We start from the raw sequence: 19925 nt of genomic DNA, 5'->3' as shown, positions 1-19925 counted from the left end.
TTAAAGTAGACCGAGCAACTCGGTCGGAAAATTCAAACAATACAACGGCGAATAGCGTTTTAGCGTCTCTGCCGGATGCGCGCCGCAAGTCACCGCCGCAGCGGCGACGCCGGCGTTCAACGCCATTTGCAAATCGTGCACCGAATCGCCGACCATCAAGGTTCTGTCCTTGGCAACGCCCAACTCGGCGACGATTTCGTCGATCATCAGCGGATTCGGCTTGGACGCGGTCTGATCGGCGCTACGGGTCGTGCAAAAGCTTGCGGTCAAACCAGTACCGGCGATCACTTCCCGCAAGCCGGCGCTTTTCTTGCCGGTGGCCACCGCCAAACGGTAACCGGCGTCCCGAAAGCATGCCAACATTTCCGGCACGCCGGGAAACAAGTCGTCCCTGCTCATTTCCCTGGAAAAAAACGTTTGGGCGTAATCGCCGGCCAAGCGCCGGCCCTTTTCTTCGTCGAGTCCTGGAAACAACCGGGCCACGGCGTTTTCAATACTGAGCCCTATGATGTCCTTGACGGCTTGAGGTTCCGGTACCGGACAGCCCTGTCTGGCGGCGGCTTGGCGGATGCAGTGCACGATCCAGTCCACCGAGTCGGCCAAGGTGCCGTCCCAGTCGAAAATAATCAAATCAAAGCGTTTCTTCATGCTCGAGCAAGGTTTGTAAATCGGCCGGTAGCGGCGCATTGAAATGCAGCGGGGCGCCGGTCAACGGGTGTGCGAAACGCAGTTGCTCCGCGTGCAAGAATAAGCGCTTATAGCCGCGTTGCTTGAAAGCCTTGTTGACGTTGTCCTCGCCGTAGCGGTCGTCGCCGACGATGGGATGCCCGAGCCAGGCGGCATGCACCCGAATTTGATGGGTCCGGCCGGTCTTGGGCGCCGCATGCACCAGTGTCGCTTCCCGAAACGCCTTCAAGCGGGTAAACAAAGTCTCGGCCGGTTTGCCGGCCTGACTGACGACCACCATGCGTTCGCCACCTTGCGCGACGTTCTTCAGCAGCGGCACATCGACACGCTGACTTTTTCGTTTGAATTGCCCGGCCAGCAGTGCCAAATAGGTTTTTTGGATGCCGTCGCCGCGAAACATTTCGTGCAAAACCCGTAGCGCCGAGCGCTTCTTGGCGATCAATAAACAGCCCGAGGTTTCCTTGTCCAGCCGGTGCACCAGTTCCAGAAACTTCTGTTGCGGACGGATTTGCCGCAGCGCTTCGATAATACCGCCGCTGACGCCGCTACCGCCGTGCACGGCGAAGCCGGACGGTTTGTTGAGGACGATGAAGCCGTCGTCCTCGTACAGAATTTGGTTTTCCAGGCTGAACTTCAAGGCCGGCTGCACGATGACCTCGTCGGTGGCTTCGGCCACCCTGACCGGCGGAATCCTGACGATATCGCCAATGACCAGTTTGTAGCTGACGTCGACACGCCCCTTATTGACCCTGACTTCGCCCTTCCTAACCATCCGGTAGATGCGGGTCTTGGGCACACCCTTGAGAAAACCGATCAGGAAATTGTCCAACCGTTGTTCGCTGTTCGCGTCGGTGACTTCCAGCCATTGCACACTCGGGCGCGGCGTTTCGCTTACTTGATTCATGGCGGAAATAATAGCAACATCCAAGCCGGCCATGTTTAAAATTGCTGCCTCTGGTAAAGATTGCTATATTAGGCTAGTTTATCTATCGATAGACTGGGCGATGGAAATTGATTATCGGGCCACGCGGCCGTTTTCCTCGCTAAATTAATAACAAGAATTTTCGGGTTTTATCGCTCGACCCATGATGAGCGACTTGCATCCTAAAGCATAGAGTTCGGTATAACAGATTCCCCGCACGACAAGCGCCACCCTCGGTCCATCCGATATTCGCTGCTATAACTACTACTATTCATTGCAGTTTTCAGTCAGTCCGGCCGCTCACTTGGTAACGCATCGGGAACCCGCCGCCTTTATCCGCGACAAACCAGCCTGTTTAAACTCTAGGTGGGATACACAACAATAAGGATAATTTAATGAAAAGAATGCTTATCAACGCCACGCAACCCGAAGAGTTGCGAGTGGCCTTGGTAGATGGTCAAAAACTCTATGATTTTGACATCGAAGTCCCTTCCAAAGAACAGAAAAAATCCAATATCTATAAAGGCATCATCACCCGGGTAGAACCCAGTCTCGAAGCCGCTTTCGTCAATTACGGCGCCGAAAAGCACGGCTTTCTGCCGTTTAAGGAAATCGCCCCGGAATACCGCACCGGCGACGACGGCGAAGGCAAGTCTTCGAAGTCGAATATTCGGGAAGGTCAGGAAATCGTCGTCCAGATCGAGAAAGAGGAGCGCGGCAACAAGGGCGCCGCGCTGACCACTTACATCAGTCTGGCCGGCACCTATCTGGTGCTGATGCCGAACAATCCCAAAGCTGGCGGCATCTCCCGACGCATCGAAGGCGATAATCGCAGCGAATTGCGCGAAACCATGGCGGCGCTGGAAATTCCGGACAGCATGGGCCTGATCATTCGTACCGCCGGTTCCGATAAAAACGTCGAAGAGCTGCAATGGGACTTGAATTACCTGATGCAACTTTGGGAAGCGATCGATCGCTCCAGCCAGGAACAAGCCGCCCCCTTCCTGATCTTCCAGGAAAGCAACGTCATCATCCGCGCGTTGCGCGACCACTTGCGCGGAGACATCGACGAAATCCTGATCGATCAGGAAGGCGCCTTTAAACTGGTGCAAAACTTCCTGAAGCAAGTGATGCCGCACAACCTGCATAAGGCCAAGCAATATCAGGACACCGTACCGCTGTTCAGCCGTTACCAAATCGAAACCCAGATCGAGATGGCCTACAAGCGCGAAGTCTCGTTGCCGTCCGGCGGCTCTATCGTCATCGACCATACCGAGGCGCTGACGTCTATCGACATCAACTCGGCGCGCGCCACCAAAGGTAGCGACATCGAAGAAACCGCGCTGAATACCAACCTGGAAGCCGCCGACGAGATTGCCCGCCAACTGCGGCTGCGCGATTTGGGCGGCCTGTTCGTGATCGACTTCATCGATATGATGTCGAACAAAAACCAACGCGAGGTCGAAAACCGCCTGCGCGATGCGTTGAAAATCGACCGCGCCCGCATCCAGACCGGCCGTATTTCGCGCTTCGGTCTAATGGAAATGTCGCGGCAACGCTTGCGGCCGTCGCTGGGCGATTCCACCCAACTGACCTGCCCCCGCTGCAAGGGCCAGGGCACGATCCGCAACGTGGAATCGGTGACCTTGTCGGTGTTGCGCCTGATCGAGGAAGAAGCGATGAAAAAAGGCACCGAGCGCGTCATCGCTCACCTGCCTATCGACTGCGCCACCTTCCTGCTCAACGAAAAACGCGCGGCGATTCAAGAAATCGAAGCCCGCCTGCATGTCGGCATCATTGTATTGCCGAGCAAACACCTGGAAACGCCGGCCTACGATATCGAGCGGATTAAAACGGTGGAAGGCGACGACAAGGCCAGCCACCTGCAATTGAAGGAAGAGGAAATCGCGGTACCGGAATTCGCCAAACAAGCCGGCCCGAAATCGGAAAAGGCGGCGATCAAGGAATTCCTGCCCGACTCGCCGGCACCGGTACAGAGCAAGAAAAATTCCGCCAGCCTGATCCAGCGCTTCTGGCAACGCTTGATCGGCAAGGACAAAATCGCCGAAACTCCTGAAGCCACCGGCGAAGGCAAACCCGGCGAAGAAAGAAACCGGCCCAACCGCAACGTCCGCAAGGACCGCCCCGGTGCCGGCCGAAACGGTCGCCGCAACAACAACAACAATCGCCGCGGCGGCCCTAATCCGCAAGCGACGCCGGACAACGCCATCACCCAAACCGCCAGCCCGGCCGCGGAACTACCGATACCGGCGGCGTCAGGCGAACAGGAAGGCGAAGGCGCGCCGCGCCGTAACGGACAGGAGCGCAGCCGCCGCAACCGTAACCGTCGCCGTAACCCACGTAACTCGGCCGAGCGCAAAACCGAACAGAATTACAACGGCGAATCAGATCAGTCGTCCGCCGAGGCGCCCAGCAACCGCTACGTCAGCAACGACTCGATCGCCCCGGCGAATTCATATGCCAGCGAGTTTGCCGAGCGCAGCAGCAACCGCTCTCAAGAAAGTGCCGAGCCGCAACCTCGCCCGCAAAGCTCGGCCGAGGAATAAAAAAACGGAGGCCCGTCGCTTACCGGGCCTCCGTTTTCAACAGGCTAGCAGACCGATCCGTCTTAAAAACGGATCGAGCCTCGGTCAATCGATGTAACGCCTCAAAATATCGCCGTAAGCATCGATGCGCCTATCCCGCAGAAACGGCCAAATCCGCCGCACATCCTCGCTCCGTTTGGGATCGAGTTCGGCGAACAGCAAGCAATCCTCAACGTCGTCGGCGCTCGCCAGCACTTCCCCCTGCGGTCCGGCGATGAAGCTGTTGCCCCAGAACTGAATGCCCGGCGCTTGGTCCGGCGCGGCTTCGAAGCCGATCCGGTTGCAGGAAATCACCGGCAAGCCGTTGGCGACGGCGTGACCACGCTGCACAGTGATCCACGCCTGCAGTTGACGCTGCTTTTCCGCCGCCTCATCTTCCGGGTTCCAGCCTATCGCGGTCGGATAGATCAGCAGATCGGCGCCGGCCAGCGCCATCAGTCGCGCCGCTTCCGGATACCACTGGTCCCAGCAGATCAACACGCCCAATTTTCCCAGCGAAGTCTGGACAGGCTTGAAGCCTAGATCGCCGGGCGTGAAATAAAACTTCTCGTAAAAACCCGGATCGTCCGGAATATGCATTTTCCGAAACGTACCGGCAATGCTGCCGTCCTTGTCGAACACTACGGCGGTATTGTGGTAAAGGCCGGGCGCGCGCTTTTCGAATATCGTCGAGACCACGACGACCTGATTGGCTCGCGCGGCCTCCGCCAAAGGCTCGCAACTCGGACCGGGGATAGCCTGAGCCAGGTCGAAACACTCGGTGTCCTCACTTTGGCAGAAATAATGGTCCAGATGCAGCTCCGGCAACACCACCAACTCGGCGCCCTGTTGGGCGGCGGCCTGGATTTGACTCAACGAATAGGCCAGATTGGTATCCCGGCCACGGTTGCAGGGCTGCTGAACGGCGCAGGCGATTATCGATTTTTTCATGGCTGGCTAGGAATTTAAGGACTGTGGACAGAGGAATCGCGACAACGGACTTGCCGCGCGGGTCGCCGAGTTTAAAAATTCAGCTTGACGAAAGCCGGCACCTGCATGCTGGCGCAGTGCAGACTGCCGTATTGGTGCACCAAGGGTCGGCAGGGCACCGCGACCGCTTTTCGATCCGGGAAACAGGCCGCCAAACGCTCCAACGCCAACGCGTCCATCGCATCGTCATAGACCGGCACCAACACCGCGCCGTTGATCAACAGGAAATTAGCATAGTTAGCCGGCAAGCGTTGGCCATCCTCGTCGTAAATCGGTTTCGGCAACGGCAACGCCACCAATTTGTAAGGCTGGCCGGCTTCGGTACGGAAAGCTTGCAATTGCATTTCCATATTTTTCAGGCTGGCGTAGTGCGGGTCTTCGCTATCGTCGCAACTGGTGTACGCAATGGTTCCGGCATCGCAAAAACGGGCCAGGGTGTCGATGTGAGCATCGGTATCGTCGCCCGCCAGATTAGTTTGTTCGACCCATAGAATTCGTTTGGCGCCCAGATAATTTTGCACCTGCCCGGCAATCGCCGTTTCGCCTAGATCGGGATTGCGGTTCGGATTGAACAAACAATTCTTGGTCGTCATCACGGTACCCTGCCCGTCCGACTCGACGCTCCCCCTCCAGCACCAGATCGACTGTCGCGGTCGGAAAGCCCTTGAAGATCGGGTGAGCAAACAGCGCCAGATTCAACCCGTCGTCGTCAGCATGCGGGTATTTGTTGCCCCAACCGTTAAAGCGGAAATTCGCCAATTGCAATGCGGCCTTGGGGTGTTGCCATTCCAATGAGATGAACACGGTATCCCGCACCCAAATGTCGTTGTAAGCCGCTTGGACAAAATGCAAATGGGGATTGGGCGCCATAAACTGTGCCTGAATGTGCTGCTGATGCTCGCCGTCCTTGCAAATAATCACCAGCGGTTGATAGGCGCTGATCGTCGAAGCGATGAAGTGGTAGCTGTCCTCGACCGAAGACAAATTGCGAAAGTCGCCGCTAGCGTGCGGCCAGGCGATGATAACGGCCGATTGCGGCTCCCATTCGGCTGGAAAGCGAATCATGAAATACTCCCTGGATGTGGTAGCGATTGATAGTATAGGTATGGCTTATTGTATCAATGCTGACCGGATAAGACTTATCCGAGGGAAGATAATCCGGTACCGGCGACCCGGAACTGCCCAGACAGCCGGGCCAGGCCGGCGAACAATACAGGTCGCGGGGATAAGCGGACGCAATGGCTAAACTGGCGGCTTCCGAAAACGACTTCGCGCGCGCCGCTTGCTCGCCAAGCGGCGTTTCATCCCGTTCTATATCAAGTTTCACGAACACCGACTCTTGCATAAGGCCTCCTTCGAATCGACGAAACAGAAATGCCGGACGACCGGCACGGCCAACTCCAGACATATTCTAACCTCTAATCTGACCTTCCTCGTTCGAAAAATTCAAAACTTTTGCTTGTTTTTTCGTTAGTTTTTCAAGAAATATCAACTAACACGCATCAGGGTCGGCGTAATTTTAAAACCGTAACCCAGCCCCCGACAATGGTTCATTTTCTCCTTGCCTTACTCGTCGAATTCGCGACATTTCCGATGATTTCCGGCTAAAAGATTGATTTTTGGAAATTCTCGTCATACTTGTTGCGTTACGCGAATCTTTAATCAACACATTCGCCAACCGCAATCGCCGAAGCGACCAGCAGCGCTGGTCAGGCCAAAAAATAACAACAACGGAAATGACCATGCCGTCCAATCGCCGGTTTCCTCTAACCGCCCGCCACGTTGTTGGCAACTTGTTCGCCCTGGCGGCGCTCGCGCCGTTGCAATCGCCCCACGCAGCCGAGCCGCCGCCTAATCTGGAAGACTTTTCGATCAACGACTTGATGCAAATGGAAGTTTCGTCGGCATCCCGCAAATCGGAAACGCTGTCCGATACCGCCGCCGCGGCCTTCATTATCAGCCAGGAAGACATACGCCGCTCCGGCGCGACCAGCATTCCCGAAGCGCTGCGGATGGCGCCCGGCATCGACGTGGCTAGAATCGACTCCAGTGCTTGGGCTATTACCGCGCGCGGCTTCAACGGACGATACGCCAACAAGCTATTGGTCTTGATCGACGGGCGCAGTATTTATACACCACTGTTTTCCGGCGTGTTTTGGAACCTGCAGGACACCTTGATCGAAGATATCGATCGCATTGAAGTGATCCGCGGCCCCGGCGCGGTGATGTGGGGCGCCAACGCCGTCAACGGCGTCATCAACATCATCACCAAGAAAACCAAGGACACCCAAGGCAATCTATTCGCCGCGGGCGGCGGCAATCAGGAACGCGGTTTCGCCGGTTATCGCCACGGCGGCCAGTTCGGCGACGACGGCAATTACCGGGTCTACGCCAAAACCTTCGAACGGGAAAGCTTCGTCAACTCGGCCGGCGAGCGCATTCACGACGACTGGCGTTCGGTACAAGGCGGCTTTCGGATCGACGGCCGAATCTCCAACGACAACCGCTACACGCTGCAAGGCGACGTCTATCGAAAGAACGTTGGCAACACCGTCGAACCGATTACCATCGCGCCACCCTACGACACGCGGTTTTCCAACGACGACCACGCCGACGGCGCCAATCTGCTGGCGCGCTGGGAAGGCAATCTGGCCGACGGTTCCGAATTCAAATTGCAAACCTATTACGATAGGGTCGAATTCAATGCGGCTGAGCTTTCCGATTCCCAGGACATGTTCGACATCGACTTTCAGCACCGCCTACACCCTGCGGCCGACCACGATTTGATGTGGGGCCTCAACTATCGCTTCATTCATAGCGCCGTCACCAATACCGGCGCGATTTCGTACATCGATAGCGACCTTGGCTATCATAACGGCGGCGTATTCGCCCAAGACGACATCACGCTGATCGACGACACGCTGCGCTTGACCCTAGGCACCAAACTGGAGGAAAGCCACTTCGGCAACACTCAAGTCCAACCGAATGCCCGCCTGCTGTGGACGCCTAGCGCGCATCATTCGGTTTGGGCGTCGGTGTCGCGGGCGGCGCGCACCCCGTCCAGAGGCGAGGCTCAGGCCAATATCGCGCTGGGCACGACGCCGACCGGCTTGCCCGCCCCCTACGACCGCCTCCAGGTTCGCGGCCAGTACAATCCCAACCTACGCGCCGAAAAAGTCGTCGCGGCCGAAATCGGTTACCGCGCCCAATGGACGGCGCATTTCTCCACCGACGTCGCCGCGTTCAGCAACCACTACACCGACTTGATCATGTTTCGCAGAGGCAGCGTCAACCCGCTGACCCCACCGCCGCTGATCCTGCCGATGATCTGGTACAACAATAGCCGGGAAGTCACCACCCGCGGCATCGAGTTTTCGGCGGAATGGCAAGCGCTGGACTGGATGCGCTTTACCGGCAATTACAGCCACATCAAAATCGAAATGCCGTTCGACGCCAACAATCCGGACACGGCCGGCCTGTCCCCCCGCCATCACGGGTCGCTGCGCTGGCAGATGGATCTACCGGAAAACCTCAAACTCGATTTGACGCTACGTCATGTCAGCCGGCTAAACTCGGTCAGCCAGGCCATACCGGCCTACACCACCTTCGACGCCCGCTTGGCCTATCAGCCCGTGCCGGACATCGAACTGTCCTTTGTCGCGCAAAACCTGTTTTCGCCGCGCCACCCCGAATACCACGACTCATCGGCGATCTCCCTACCCGGCTCCGCGATGGAAATTCCCCGCTCGCTTTACGGCAAGATCGACTGGCGTTTTTGATTTTTCAAACTTTTCAACCCCCATTGGAGTATCTAAGATGAGTAAACACTGGAAAAAACTGCCCTGGATCATTGCCGGGATCCTGGTGCTGATAGGCCTGCTGAATCCGCCGTTGCTGCCTTGGATATTGTTGATCCTGGTCTCGGCCGCCTACTGGTTTTTGCCGCGCCGAGGCTTGATCGGCCCGGTAACCCTGCCGGCCGACGACGCGTTTTTGCCCAGCCAGCAAGTCCAGTGGTGGTATTGGACCGGTCATTTGTTCACCGACGACGGCCGCCGCTTCGGTTTCGAAGTGGTATTTTTCAGCTTCGACGCCTTCGTCATCATGCGCGACCAACTGGTGCAGGCGGCCATTACCGATGTCAACGGCCAGCGTTTCGAATTCGAAGAGTTTCTGCGCCTGCATCTGCCCAAACGGGTCAAGGACGGCTTCGATCTCAGCTCCGGCGCCGGCAACCAAGTCACCGCGGTCGGCGGCGACGGCCACGACCGCCTGCACGCGCAAATCGGCAACTACACCTTGGACTTGAAACTGGATTCGACCCAGCAGCCCGCGCTGCACTACGGCGGCGATGCCCATCCCTACCGGTTCGGCGGTTATACCTACTACTATTCGCGGCCGAAAATGGCGACCACCGGCACCTTGACGATAGACGGGCAAACCTTCCAGGTCACCGGTAACAGTTGGTTCGACCGCCAATACGGCGAACTGTTTCAAGCGATTCGCCAAGGTTGGCAGTGGTTTGCGATCGAATTGGAAGACAACCGGCAGATCATGTTGTTCGATTTCAAGGGTAACGACTCCTCGGTCGAAAAATCCGGTTCGATCACAGACGCCAACGGCCTGACCACGACGTTGGCCGCCCACGAATTCGAAGTCACCGTCACCGGCGAGTGGACCAGCCCCAATACGGGCTGCACTTACCCGTCCGGCTGGGAAATCGTGGTTAAGGGCGAAAAATTCACGGTCGCACCCTTGGTCAAAGACCAGGAACTGCGCGCCAACCACGATCTGTGGATAGGCCCGGTCTATTGGGAAGGCGCGTGCGGCGTCGGCGGCGCGGTAGCGGGCCAAGCCTACGTAGAACTGAACGGCTATTGCAAATGCCTGGCCGCCAAATTACCCTAGGAAATTCGACAAGAATGGATTTGGTGCCTAGACTACACGCCGACATTCCACATTACTAATCGTTATCACCGCCGCTTGGCCGCGACGGCGCCCGGCCGACACCGGGTCCGGCGCGAGCTGGCGGACTGCGGCTTACGCCGCGTTAGACCTTACGGAACCCGCGGCCCAAACCACTCCCCAATGAAGGATCAAGGACTTAGAACCGCGACTTACCGCGCCGGCCGGCCACGCCCGTGCCGCATTTTCGCCACCGGACCTTCCGCACGCCTCGCCGGCTGCGGCCGGCGTTGCTGGACCGGCCTGAGGACGGGCCTAATCGCGCTGACATTGCTGACATTTCCGGTCGTGCCGACACCGAAGGCCGAAGGCCTATCCGAAGCCCAAATCAAGGCCGCGTATCTCTACAATTTCGCCAAGTTCATCGAATGGCCCGCCGACACCGTGGCGGCCGACGCGACGTTAACGCTGTGCGTGGTCGGCAACAACGTGTTGGAAGGGGCCTTGCAGGCCCTGGACGGACGTAAAGCCGGCGAGCACGATCTGCGCATCGAGGTCCGCGGCTTCGCCGATTTCAATCCGACCGGCTGCCACCTGCTGTTCGTCGGCGCCACCGAACAACCGCGCTTTTTGGTGACGCTGAAAGCCGTCGGCCGCGCCCCGGTATTAACCCTATCCGACATCGCCGATTTCGCCGAAAAAGGCGGCGGCATCGCCCTATTGTTCCGCGACAACAAAGTGGTATTCGAAGTGAATTTGGAATCGATCCGAAACGCCGGTCTGCGCCTGCCGGGCCAGTTGTTGAACATCGCCACTTACGTTTACGGGAGATAAACCGATGCGTGTGTTACCCGACTTCGCGAACTGGTCGCTGCGACGCAAACTGGTCACCATCATCATGTTGAGCTGCGCGGCCTGCCTGCTGGTCAGCCTGTCGGTGATGGCAGTCAGCTCGGCGGTCAGCCGATACCGAAGCGCGTTGCAGCAAGTCTCCGGCCTGGCCGACGTGCTGGCGGAAAACGGCCAGGCCGCGCTGGTTTTTTCGGACCGGACCGAAGCCAAGCGCCTGTTGGCCTCTCTCAAGGATCACACCGAAATACTGTCGGCCTGGATGATCGCCGCCGACGGCACGATGCTGGCCAACTGGAATCCGCGCGGCGTAATCACCGCGCCACCCGCCGACTACGGCGTCCCGACACAGGAAATGCGTACCAACTTCTGGGAGAGACGCGCCGACCTGTATATTCCCGTCGTGCGCAAAAACGAACAGATCGGCTACCTGCTGCTGCAAGCCGATTTCACCCAGCAATGGAACGAACAACTGACCGATTTGGGCAAGGGCTTGGCCGGCGCCGCCCTGGCCTTGACCGTGGTGTCGCTGTTGGCGCTTCGCCTGCAACGGGTGATTTCCCGACCGATCGAAGAGCTGGCGACCACGGCCCGATTGATCGCCCACGAAAAAAACTACAGCTTGCGCGTGCCGCGACACGGTCGCGACGACATCGGCGAGTTGGTATTGGCTTTCAACAGCATGCTGGAAGAAATCCAGTTACGCGACAAAACGCTGACCGACCATCGCGACCGCCTGGAAGAAGAAGTCGCCCAACGCACCGCCGAATTACTGCTGGCCAAGGATCAGGCGGAAGCCGCTTCGCGCTCCAAGGGACTATTCCTCGCCAATATGAGCCACGAGATCCGCACGCCGATGAACGCGATCATCGGCCTCTCCGATCTGGCCTTGAACAGCAATCCATCGACCAAACTGCGCGACTACCTGCACAAAATCCATACCTCGTCGCTGGCCCTACTCTCGATCACCAACGACATCCTCGATTATTCGAAAATCGAAGCCGGCCGGATGGAACTGGTCGTCGAACCCTTTAATATCGAGGAAGTACTGGAAAACGTCCTGAATCTGTTCATCGTCCGCGCCGAGGAAAAAGAACTGGAAGTGGTGCTGGAACTCGACCCCGCCACGCCGCCTTACCTGAACGGCGACGCGTTGCGGCTCGGCCAAGTGTTAAACAATCTGGTCGGCAACGCGGTCAAGTTCACTCAACGCGGCGAAATACACATCAAGGTCACACTGGTCAGCGCCGAACCCGGCCGGGTCATGTTGAATTTCGCGGTACGCGATACCGGCATCGGCATGACCGAAGATCAGGCCGCCAACCTATTTCAAGCCTTCACCCAGGCCGACGGCTCGATTACCCGCCGTTTCGGCGGTACCGGTCTAGGCCTGACCATCAGCAAACGCCTGGTCGAAATGATGGGCGGCGATCTGTCGGTACACAGCGAAATCGGCCGCGGCAGCCAATTCGAATTCTCGCTGTGCTTCGACTATCCGCGGGAACCCGGCGCCGCGGTGTTGTCCGGCAACCTGCACAGCATGCGGGTGTTGATCGTCGACGACCTAGACATTTCCCGGCAGATGCTCAGAGAGATTCTGCAAGCCTGGGGTTTCGAGGCCGCCGAAGCCGCCAGCGGCGACGAGGCCTTGTTGTGCCTGCGCAAAGCCAACGACAGCGGCCGCGACTTCGAACTGGTGTTGCTGGACTGGAAAATGCCGGGACTGGACGGCGTTCAAGTCACCCGCGCGATCAAGGACATGGTGAAGCGTTCCGAAATCCGCCACGCGCCGGTGGTCATCATGGTGACCGCCTTCAGCCGCGAAAGCCTGTTGAACGCGGCCGGCGACGCGATACCCGACGACATTCTGGTCAAACCGGTCATGCCTTCAATGTTGTTGGATGCCGTCACCCGCCTGCAAGGCGGCAAAGTCTTTCCGACCGCCGAGCAAGCCCGGCCGCAATTGGCGACGCTGGCCGCGCCGATCCGCGGCGCCAAGCTCCTGTTGGTCGAAGACAACGAAATCAACCAGATCGTGACCTGCGAATATTTGCAAAATGCCGGCCTGGAAGTCGACGTCGCCAACAACGGCCGCGAAGGCGTCGCCGCGCTGAGCAACAAGCGCTACGACGCGGTACTAATGGATTTGCAGATGCCGGAGATGAGCGGCATCGAAGCCACCCGGCTGATTCGCCAAAACCCGGCTTACGCCGACCTACCGATCATCGCGATGACGGCCGCGGTCCAGGAGCGCGAGCGCAACGAGTGCTACGCGGCCGGCATGAACGATCACGTCGGCAAGCCGGTGCTGCCGCAGACGCTGATCGCCGCGCTATTGCGCAATATCAAGCCATCGGCGGCATCGACGCAGCCCGACGCAAAGTCGCCGGACAACTGGCCGGACGACAACCTGGCCGCCGACTTGCCTGGCTTCGACCCGGAATACCTACACTTGGCCATCGGTAGCGACGCCAAACTGCGCCGCTTGCTGGAGCACTTCGCATCGGCATTCGCCGGTGCGGCCGGCCAGTTCGATCCGCTCTGGCGGGATGACGCGACCGCCGCCGCGAATTGGTTACACCATTTGAAGGGCGCGGCCGGCGCGGTCGGCGCGATCGAATTGAGCCGCGCCGCCGGTCGGCTGGAATCCGATTTACAACAGGAAATCAAGAACGCCGCCGCCAAAGCGGAGTTCGAGCAAACCTTGGCCGCCACCTTACAAACCATTGCCGACTATCTCACCGACGAAAGCGATGCAATGAACGCGAACGGCGATTACCCTACCGCCGCCACCCTGGCCGCCCGCTTGCGGGCTTTGTTGGAGGGCAGCGATTACGTGCCGCGCGATTTGATCGAACACCTGCGCTACACGGTGCCGAGCGCCGACGGCCGCAGGCTATTGAAGCAAATCGAGAAACAAATCGAACTGATAGACTACCGGCAAGCGCTCGCCGCGCTGACCGACCTAGAAACCCTGGTCCAGCGCCATTTGACCGGAGAACATCGATGAACGCCGATACGCCCAAACCGCTAATTCTGATCGTCGACGACACCCCCACCAACATCCAGGTGCTGGCCGAAAACCTGATCGGCGATTATCGGATCAAGGTGGCGGCCAGCGGCGCGGCGGCGTTGGAAGCCGTCGCCAGCCAGGGACCGCCGGACTTGATTTTGCTGGATGTCATGATGCCGGACATGGACGGCTACGAAGTCTGCCGCCATCTGAAAGCCAATCCGCAAACCAGCCGAATTCCGGTGATCTTCGTCACGGCCTTGAACGGCGCGAACGACGAGGAACGCGGCCTGAACCTGGGGGCGCTGGATTACATCACCAAGCCGTTTTATCTGCCGGTCGTCAAGGCTAGAATCCGCAACCACATCCGGTTGAAACAAGCCACCGACCTGCTGGAAACGATGGCCTGGATCGACGGCCTGACCGGCATACCCAATCGGCGCCGCTTCGATCAAGCCTTGGAAAGCGAATGGAAACGCGCCCAACGCAACCAGACCCCATTGGCCGCCGTGTTGGTGGATGTGGACTTTTTCAAGGCTTATAACGATCATCACGGCCACGGCGCCGGCGATTTGTGTCTGAAGCGGGTCGCCGGCGAACTGGCCGACGCCACCGGCCGCTCCGCCGATCTGGTCGCTCGCTACGGCGGCGAGGAATTCGTCGCGCTACTGCCGGAAACCGACGCCGACGGTGCTCGCGCCCTGGCCGAGCATTTTCGTCAGCGTATCGAAGCCCTGCATATCCCCCACGCGCAATCGGAAACCTCGCCCTGGATTACGATCAGCGCCGGCAGCGCCGCATTAATACCGCACACCGAGCAAGCTCCGTCCGAACTGTTGGACGAAGCCGACCGCAGGCTCTACCAAGCCAAGGCCGCCGGCCGCAATCGGGCCGAGGGCGGCCCAGCGGCCTGAGTGCGATCAAGCGGCCGCAGCCCCACGCCGAGCCAATCCGCCCAACCAGGCTAGACCGACCAAGCACAGCCCGCCGGCCGCCGGCAACGGCACCGAACCGACGTAGTAATCGCGGTTGTGGTATGAATAGCCATATTGGCCGTTATAGGTTGTGTTTTCGACGTACAACTCCCGCTGCATATCGTCGGCGGCAAATTGCAGCACCCAGTTCGCGCCGTCCCACGCATAATTAACACCAACCAGATGCAAGGCTTGGTAAGTTCCGCATCCCTCGGATATGCAAACCAGAAGCGGCTCGTCGGCCACCAGATCGCCAGCTTCGACGCTACCTTCCGAATTCAGCGCCACGCTCTGATAAGCCCCGCCGGCCGCCAATGCCTGATCGTTCAACTGAAAATTCAGCACATCCGGATAGGTCGTGTCGCCAAGATGCATCAACACGGACTTGTCCGCCGGTGTCACATGCTCCAAGTACAGAGCCGCGTTCCCGCCACCCGCGCCGTAGCGCGAGGCCAGCTTCAACCAGACGGTGCCGGCCAGCGCGGTGCTTTCGTTGATTTGCGCCTGGGCCGCGGCTTCTTGAAGATTCAACACCGGATAATCCGAAATATCGACCGCGGCGGACGGCGCGATCAGCGAATAGCGCAGCAAGTAACCGTCGAAGGTACCGGCCTGATAGCGAAACGCGGCGATCCCGGCCAAATCGAAATCGCTTTGGTCGGCGACGCTGCAATCGGCCTCATCCAGGCAGTCCTGGATAGCCGACGGCAACGACTGGAGGTCGCCGAGCGTGGCCGCTTGCAGCGGCGCGTGCAGCCAGCAAAATCCGGCGACAATTGATAATTTCTTAAGCATGTTCCACTCCTGTTGATGTCCTTGTTCGAATCGGTATGCCCACCGCTGTGTTCGGCGCCCGCCGATCGCTCTAGCAGGCCAGACCAGTGTAGAGTCATTCCGGGCATTCCGCCAGCGCCCCGCGAACATCCGGTTCCATCAAGAATCGGCCACGATGAAAAACCGGGCAGGGAGGGAGTTTGGCCGGGATTATCGGCGTTCCGGCGCGGGACATCCGCGCCATGTCCGACGCCGTCCATGACAAGGGCTTAGCCGCGATAGGTGGACGCGTGATTAAAGAAGTCGAAGCAGGTTTTCAAGCCGTTAACCGCCGCCGGCGATAGCGATTCCGGGAACTTGACGCCGTAATGATGTTCGTCGTCGACGACTTTATACCAGACGATCCGGCAATCCAATTCCAGCGGCGCCTGGTGCGCGTACTGATCGATGTTGTCGTACGGAATACGCAGCTGAACGGCGATGGTTTCATTCTCCCCGCACGGCAGCGGCAGCGGTAAACGCAGACAAGCACCACTCATGCTGAAATCGGCGGTTACCCCGTCCAGACTTCTATTCTTCGCATCGATATGCGCCAGTAGATAATGGCTGGTGCGAGGAAACCGGCGGTGTTCATTGGGGATGGGCGTCGTTTTCCTGTTGGCATCGAAACTGAAATGCTCCAGCATGGCCCGCAATTTTTCGGTGACCACATACAGATCGTCGCTGACGGTGCGGGTGATATGCACTTTGGATTCGTTTTGACCCAAGGCTTCGAACAAAGCCTCGACGCGGGTCTGCAACCGGGACACGTTGTCCAGTTGATTGCGGGTGACGTCGGATATTTGTTGCGCGGTCGACGCGTTTTCCTCGATCTGGCCGACAATCCGGTGTATCACCACGCTGGTCGACTCGGCTTTTTCCATGCCTTGCTGAGTCGCCTGAATGATCGACGTCATCGCCAGCGTGTTTTCTTCGATGATCTGGGTCAGTTCGGCGATGATGCCGGCGATTTCGGCGGTCGCGCCGGACGCGTTTTGCGCCAACTTCCGCACCTCGTCGGCGACGACGGCGAAACCGCGGCCGTACTCTCCGGCCCTGGCCGCTTCGATCGCGGCGTTGAGCGCCAACAGATTGGTTTGCTCGGTGATGTTGCGGATGGTCGTGGTAATGTCCTGAATTTGCCGATTAGCCTGACGCAACGCATGGGTTTTGGCCTCGGCGCTTTCCACTTCGCTGACGACCCGCCGCATCTCGTCGAGATTTTCGCTGACCGCCAATAGCCCTTGTTGCGCGGTGTCTTGGGTTTCCAAGGTGCGCTGGCGAATGGTAAGCGTAAAGCGCTCCACTTCCTCGGTGGAAGAGCGCAACGCATCGGTCGCCTGCCGTACTTCGGTCGAACGGGCCTGCTCGGAACGATTGGCGTTGGAAATATCGCCGGAGATGTTGGAAATCTGATAGGACGATTGGCCTATCTGCTTACTGGCCATGCTGATTTCCCGCATGTGACTGGCCAGGGAGGCGCCCATCATCTTCATGACCGCCAACAAACTCGCGCTATCGTGTCGCGCGGTTCGCACCTCGATATCCAAATGGCCGCCGGCAATCGTCCGGGCAATGTCCGTCGCGTAGCTGGGTTCGCCGCCCAGCACCGCGAACAGTCTGCGCATCAGCCAATAATTGGCCAGTACGATCAGCAACAAGGCCAGTCCGGCCACCGTCGCGCTGACGGCGAACATGCGGCTTTGCATGTCCCTTTGCCGTACCGATGCGGCATTGACGCTTTGTTGCAAGCGCTCAGCCAACTGGTCCAGACTCGTGGCCAAACTGGCCGAAGCGGCATCGAAGCCGTCGTTCGGCGCTTTCATGATCAGATTGCCGGCTTCGCGGCCATCGCGAAAATAGGCATTGGCCATGCGTTCGCCGGTGGCATACAGATTTTCGACCGAGCGATCGGCATCGGCGATCGCCGCGCGCAACTCCGGCAGCATCGTCGATAACTCGGCAAGTTCGGCATGCGCGGCGGATTTTTCTTCCCGCGCTACGCCGTAATCGTCTTCACCGACCACCGACGCATCGGTCAGGAATTGTTGTATTTGCACGACGTGGTAACGCACATCCTTGAACGCCAACGACGCACGCATCAAGCGCTGGTTGTCGGTTTCGGCGCTTTGCAGTCCCTCGTGGGTGATCCAGACCACGGCATTCCCAACGATTAGAATCAACGCGACGCCGGCGGTCATCGCCACCAGCAATTTGCGCAACGAAAAAGCTTCGGTCCCGGAATGGCCGTTCCCAGTCATAGTGCAGAGCCCAATTAAAATGCGTCGAGAATATCAGCGAACAAGTGTAGTCCGAGAAAGCCGAGTCGCTAAAGCGACCTGCCGACGCACTAAGGGCTTAGTCCGCCGAACCGGGCTAAGCCTAGCCGAGCGCTGTTAACGCGGCAGCGGTTTAACGATGCCGAGCCTTTCCATTCGCGAGCGTAGCGTCGTGGACGGCACGCCGAGAATTTTGGCGGCGCCCTGATTGCCGGCGATCCGCCACGAGGTAGCGTCCAGCGCGCGCAGAATATGGGCGCGCTCGGCGTCGTCCAGCGTCGCGATCGGCGCGTTGGCCTGCACCGCACCGCCGCTAGCGTGCACGCATTCGACGTTGGCCAGTTGCGAACCGTTGGTCAGGATGACCGCACGCTCGATGATGTGTTGCAATTCGCGGATATTGCCGGGCCAAATGTAGCTTTGCATATCCGACATCAAACGCTCCGGAATCGCGGTGATTTTCTTGCCGAACTTGGCCGCGTATTTGTTGATGAAATGCTTGACCAACGGCGGTATGTCTTCCTTGCGTTCGCGCAGCGGCGGCAAATGGATCGGGAACACGTTCATCCGGTAATACAAGTCGGCTCGGAATTTCCCTTCCTGGGAAAACTGGGCCAGATCGCGGTGGGTCGCGGCAATCACCCGCACATCGCACTTCAAGGTTTGAGTGCCGCCGACCCGCTCGAATTCGCCCTCCTGCAACACGCGCAGCAGTTTGGCCTGAATTTCCAGCGGCAATTCGCCGATCTCGTCCAAAAACAAGGTACCGCCGTTGGCCAGTTCGAAACGCCCCAATTTGCGGTTGATCGCGCCGGTAAACGCGCCTTTCTCATGGCCGAACAATTCGCTTTCGGCCAAATTTTCCGGGATCGTCGCGCAATTCAGTTTGACCAGCGTCTTGGATTTGCGACCGCTCAGATTATGAATGGCCCGGGCGATCAACTCCTTGCCGGTACCGGTTTCGCCGGTAATCAACACCGTCGCGTCGGTGGCGGCCACCTGCTTGACCAACGCCATCGCTTGGCGCAAGCCGACCGAATTGCCGATCAACTCCTCGCCGTCACGACTGGCCAGCACTTCTTCCTGCAAGTACAGATTAATGCCGCGCAAGGTGTTGCATTCGGCTTCGGCCTCCTCGCGGGCCTTGCGCTCGTTAATGTCGCGCAGAATCAGGATATACAACTGCTGGCCGGCGGCTTCCACCCGCGATATCGTCGCTTCGATCGGGAAATTGCCGCCATCCGCCCTGACCGCCGCCATCCCTTCGGAAAGCCAGATGGCCTGCTTGTCCGGTACGCCGTTACGAAAATTGGTCAGGGTTTTGTTCAGTTCCGGCGCTAAAAACCGGTCGACCGAGCGGCCTATCGTATCGGCGGCCTGACAGCGAAACATTTGTTCGGCGGCCGCATTGAACAGCGTGATTCGGCCCGCCTGGTCCAGCGTCAGAATCGCATCCATCGCATTTTCGAAGATGCGCGACAAGCGCTCTTCCTTTTCCTGCAACTCCAGTTTCAGCTTTTGCAGCGTCAGATGGGTTCGCACCCTCGCCAGCACTTCTTCGTGCTGAAACGGCTTGGTGATGTAATCGACCGCGCCGACGTGAAAGCCTTTGACCTTGTCGGCGGTATCGGCCAGCGCGGTCATGAACAGCACCGGAATATCCCTGGTCGCCGGAATCGCCTTCAAGTTTTCGCAGGTAGTGAAGCCGTCGATGCCTGGCATCAACACGTCCAGCAGAATCAAATCGGGGCGCTTGGCCACCGCCTGATCGACCGCCGCGTCGCCGGTTTCGGCGCTCAACACTTGGTAGCCGGCGTCCTCCAGCAATGCCGCCAATTCAACCAAGTTGATCGGATTGTCGTCCACCAACAGCACGCAAGTGGCGGCCGCTAGATCGTTGTTCATGTC

General features: G+C 58.7%; 13 protein-coding genes and 1 pseudogene. 6 read left to right on the top strand and 8 right to left on the bottom strand.

Annotation, left to right across the window (positions count from 1 at the left end; all coding sequences use genetic code 11):
* Both ACP4CD_RS19115 and rluC read right to left on the bottom strand, forming a co-directional pair.
* The gene (locus tag ACP4CD_RS19115; protein ID WP_426992126.1) at positions 1-648 is read right to left on the bottom strand and encodes an HAD-IIIA family hydrolase; all 648 of its coding nucleotides are present in this window, start codon (positions 646-648) and stop codon (positions 1-3) included.
* On the bottom strand, positions 632-1591 hold the full coding sequence (gene rluC, locus ACP4CD_RS19110; RefSeq protein WP_426992125.1) for a 23S rRNA pseudouridine(955/2504/2580) synthase RluC: 960 nt from the start codon (positions 1589-1591) through the stop codon (positions 632-634). Before rluC ends, ACP4CD_RS19115 begins: the two co-directional genes overlap by 17 nt.
* A gap of 413 nt (positions 1592-2004) precedes the next feature.
* On the opposite strand from rluC, the gene ACP4CD_RS19105 reads away from it, so the two are divergent.
* On the top strand, positions 2005-4176 hold the full coding sequence (locus ACP4CD_RS19105; RefSeq protein WP_426992123.1) for an Rne/Rng family ribonuclease: 2172 nt from the start codon (positions 2005-2007) through the stop codon (positions 4174-4176).
* A gap of 84 nt (positions 4177-4260) precedes the next feature.
* Here ACP4CD_RS19105 and ACP4CD_RS19100 read toward each other — a convergent pair whose 3' ends face one another.
* The 3 genes and pseudogenes from ACP4CD_RS19100 to ACP4CD_RS19090 all read right to left on the bottom strand — a co-directional run bounded on the left by ACP4CD_RS19100 (position 4261) and on the right by ACP4CD_RS19090 (position 6592).
* A complete protein-coding gene (locus tag ACP4CD_RS19100; RefSeq protein WP_071158956.1) occupies positions 4261-5145 on the bottom strand; it encodes a carbon-nitrogen hydrolase in 885 nt (294 codons plus the stop codon).
* Positions 5146-5216: 71 nt separating this feature from the next.
* Positions 5217-6249: pseudogene (locus tag ACP4CD_RS19095) on the bottom strand (agmatine deiminase family protein).
* A complete protein-coding gene (locus ACP4CD_RS19090; protein ID WP_426992122.1) occupies positions 6185-6592 on the bottom strand; it encodes a hypothetical protein in 408 nt (135 codons plus the stop codon). The pseudogene ACP4CD_RS19095 and the gene ACP4CD_RS19090 overlap by 65 nt, the downstream one beginning before the upstream one ends.
* 334 nt (positions 6593-6926) lie before the next feature.
* Here ACP4CD_RS19090 and ACP4CD_RS19085 point away from each other — a divergent pair, with 334 nt between their 5' ends.
* The 5 genes from ACP4CD_RS19085 to ACP4CD_RS19065 all read left to right on the top strand — a co-directional run bounded on the left by ACP4CD_RS19085 (position 6927) and on the right by ACP4CD_RS19065 (position 14865).
* Positions 6927-8963 (top strand): TonB-dependent receptor plug domain-containing protein, encoded by a 2037-nt coding sequence (locus tag ACP4CD_RS19085; protein ID WP_071159270.1) that lies wholly within the window; start codon positions 6927-6929, stop codon positions 8961-8963.
* A 37-nt stretch (positions 8964-9000) separates the two neighbouring features.
* The gene (locus ACP4CD_RS19080) at positions 9001-10092 is read left to right on the top strand and encodes a lipocalin family protein (protein WP_426992121.1); all 1092 of its coding nucleotides are present in this window, start codon (positions 9001-9003) and stop codon (positions 10090-10092) included.
* 327 nt (positions 10093-10419) lie between these two features.
* The gene (locus ACP4CD_RS19075; RefSeq protein WP_254786809.1) at positions 10420-10923 is read left to right on the top strand and encodes a YfiR family protein; all 504 of its coding nucleotides are present in this window, start codon (positions 10420-10422) and stop codon (positions 10921-10923) included.
* A 4-nt stretch (positions 10924-10927) separates the two neighbouring features.
* Positions 10928-13948, top strand: a complete 3021-nt coding sequence (locus ACP4CD_RS19070; protein WP_426992120.1) for a response regulator — start codon at positions 10928-10930, stop codon at positions 13946-13948.
* A complete protein-coding gene (locus ACP4CD_RS19065) occupies positions 13945-14865 on the top strand; it encodes a diguanylate cyclase domain-containing protein (protein ID WP_064024921.1) in 921 nt (306 codons plus the stop codon). Before ACP4CD_RS19070 ends, ACP4CD_RS19065 begins: the two co-directional genes overlap by 4 nt.
* Positions 14866-14871: 6 nt before the next feature.
* Here ACP4CD_RS19065 and ACP4CD_RS19060 read toward each other — a convergent pair whose 3' ends face one another.
* The 3 genes from ACP4CD_RS19060 to ACP4CD_RS19050 form a co-directional block, all read right to left on the bottom strand.
* Positions 14872-15720 carry a hypothetical protein gene (locus ACP4CD_RS19060; RefSeq protein ID WP_426992119.1) on the bottom strand — a complete coding sequence of 283 codons (849 nt, stop codon included), beginning with the start codon at positions 15718-15720 and terminating at the stop codon, positions 14872-14874.
* A 248-nt stretch (positions 15721-15968) separates the two neighbouring features.
* Positions 15969-17999: a methyl-accepting chemotaxis protein gene (locus tag ACP4CD_RS19055; protein ID WP_168028290.1), complete on the bottom strand. Its 2031-nt coding sequence runs from the start codon at positions 17997-17999 to the stop codon at positions 15969-15971.
* A 135-nt stretch (positions 18000-18134) separates the two neighbouring features.
* Positions 18135-19922 carry a sigma-54-dependent Fis family transcriptional regulator gene (locus ACP4CD_RS19050; protein WP_313730387.1) on the bottom strand — a complete coding sequence of 596 codons (1788 nt, stop codon included), beginning with the start codon at positions 19920-19922 and terminating at the stop codon, positions 18135-18137.
* Positions 19923-19925: the final 3 nt, after the last annotated feature.

Origin of the sequence: Methylomonas stagni (assembly GCF_050154735.1) — a bacterium.
In the GTDB taxonomy this organism is placed as follows: domain Bacteria; phylum Pseudomonadota; class Gammaproteobacteria; order Methylococcales; family Methylomonadaceae; genus Methylomonas; species Methylomonas koyamae_A.
Note: the sequence above shows the minus strand (reverse complement) of the source record. Positions and strands in the feature narration are given on the sequence as shown.

Coding starts and splice junctions, on each gene's coding strand:
- ACP4CD_RS19055 (WP_168028290.1), bottom strand. CDS start 17,999: ATGACTGGGAACGGCCATTCCGGGACCGAAGCTTTTTCGTTGCGCAAA.
- ACP4CD_RS19100 (WP_071158956.1), bottom strand. CDS start 5,145: ATGAAAAAATCGATAATCGCCTGCGCCGTTCAGCAGCCCTGCAACCGT.
- ACP4CD_RS19065 (WP_064024921.1), top strand. CDS start 13,945: ATGAACGCCGATACGCCCAAACCGCTAATTCTGATCGTCGACGACACC.
- ACP4CD_RS19085 (WP_071159270.1), top strand. CDS start 6,927: ATGCCGTCCAATCGCCGGTTTCCTCTAACCGCCCGCCACGTTGTTGGC.
- ACP4CD_RS19060 (WP_426992119.1), bottom strand. CDS start 15,720: ATGCTTAAGAAATTATCAATTGTCGCCGGATTTTGCTGGCTGCACGCG.
- rluC (WP_426992125.1), bottom strand. CDS start 1,591: ATGAATCAAGTAAGCGAAACGCCGCGCCCGAGTGTGCAATGGCTGGAA.
- ACP4CD_RS19105 (WP_426992123.1), top strand. CDS start 2,005: ATGAAAAGAATGCTTATCAACGCCACGCAACCCGAAGAGTTGCGAGTG.
- ACP4CD_RS19070 (WP_426992120.1), top strand. CDS start 10,928: ATGCGTGTGTTACCCGACTTCGCGAACTGGTCGCTGCGACGCAAACTG.
- ACP4CD_RS19080 (WP_426992121.1), top strand. CDS start 9,001: ATGAGTAAACACTGGAAAAAACTGCCCTGGATCATTGCCGGGATCCTG.
- ACP4CD_RS19115 (WP_426992126.1), bottom strand. CDS start 648: ATGAAGAAACGCTTTGATTTGATTATTTTCGACTGGGACGGCACCTTG.
- ACP4CD_RS19050 (WP_313730387.1), bottom strand. CDS start 19,922: ATGAACAACGATCTAGCGGCCGCCACTTGCGTGCTGTTGGTGGACGAC.
- ACP4CD_RS19090 (WP_426992122.1), bottom strand. CDS start 6,592: ATGTCTGGAGTTGGCCGTGCCGGTCGTCCGGCATTTCTGTTTCGTCGA.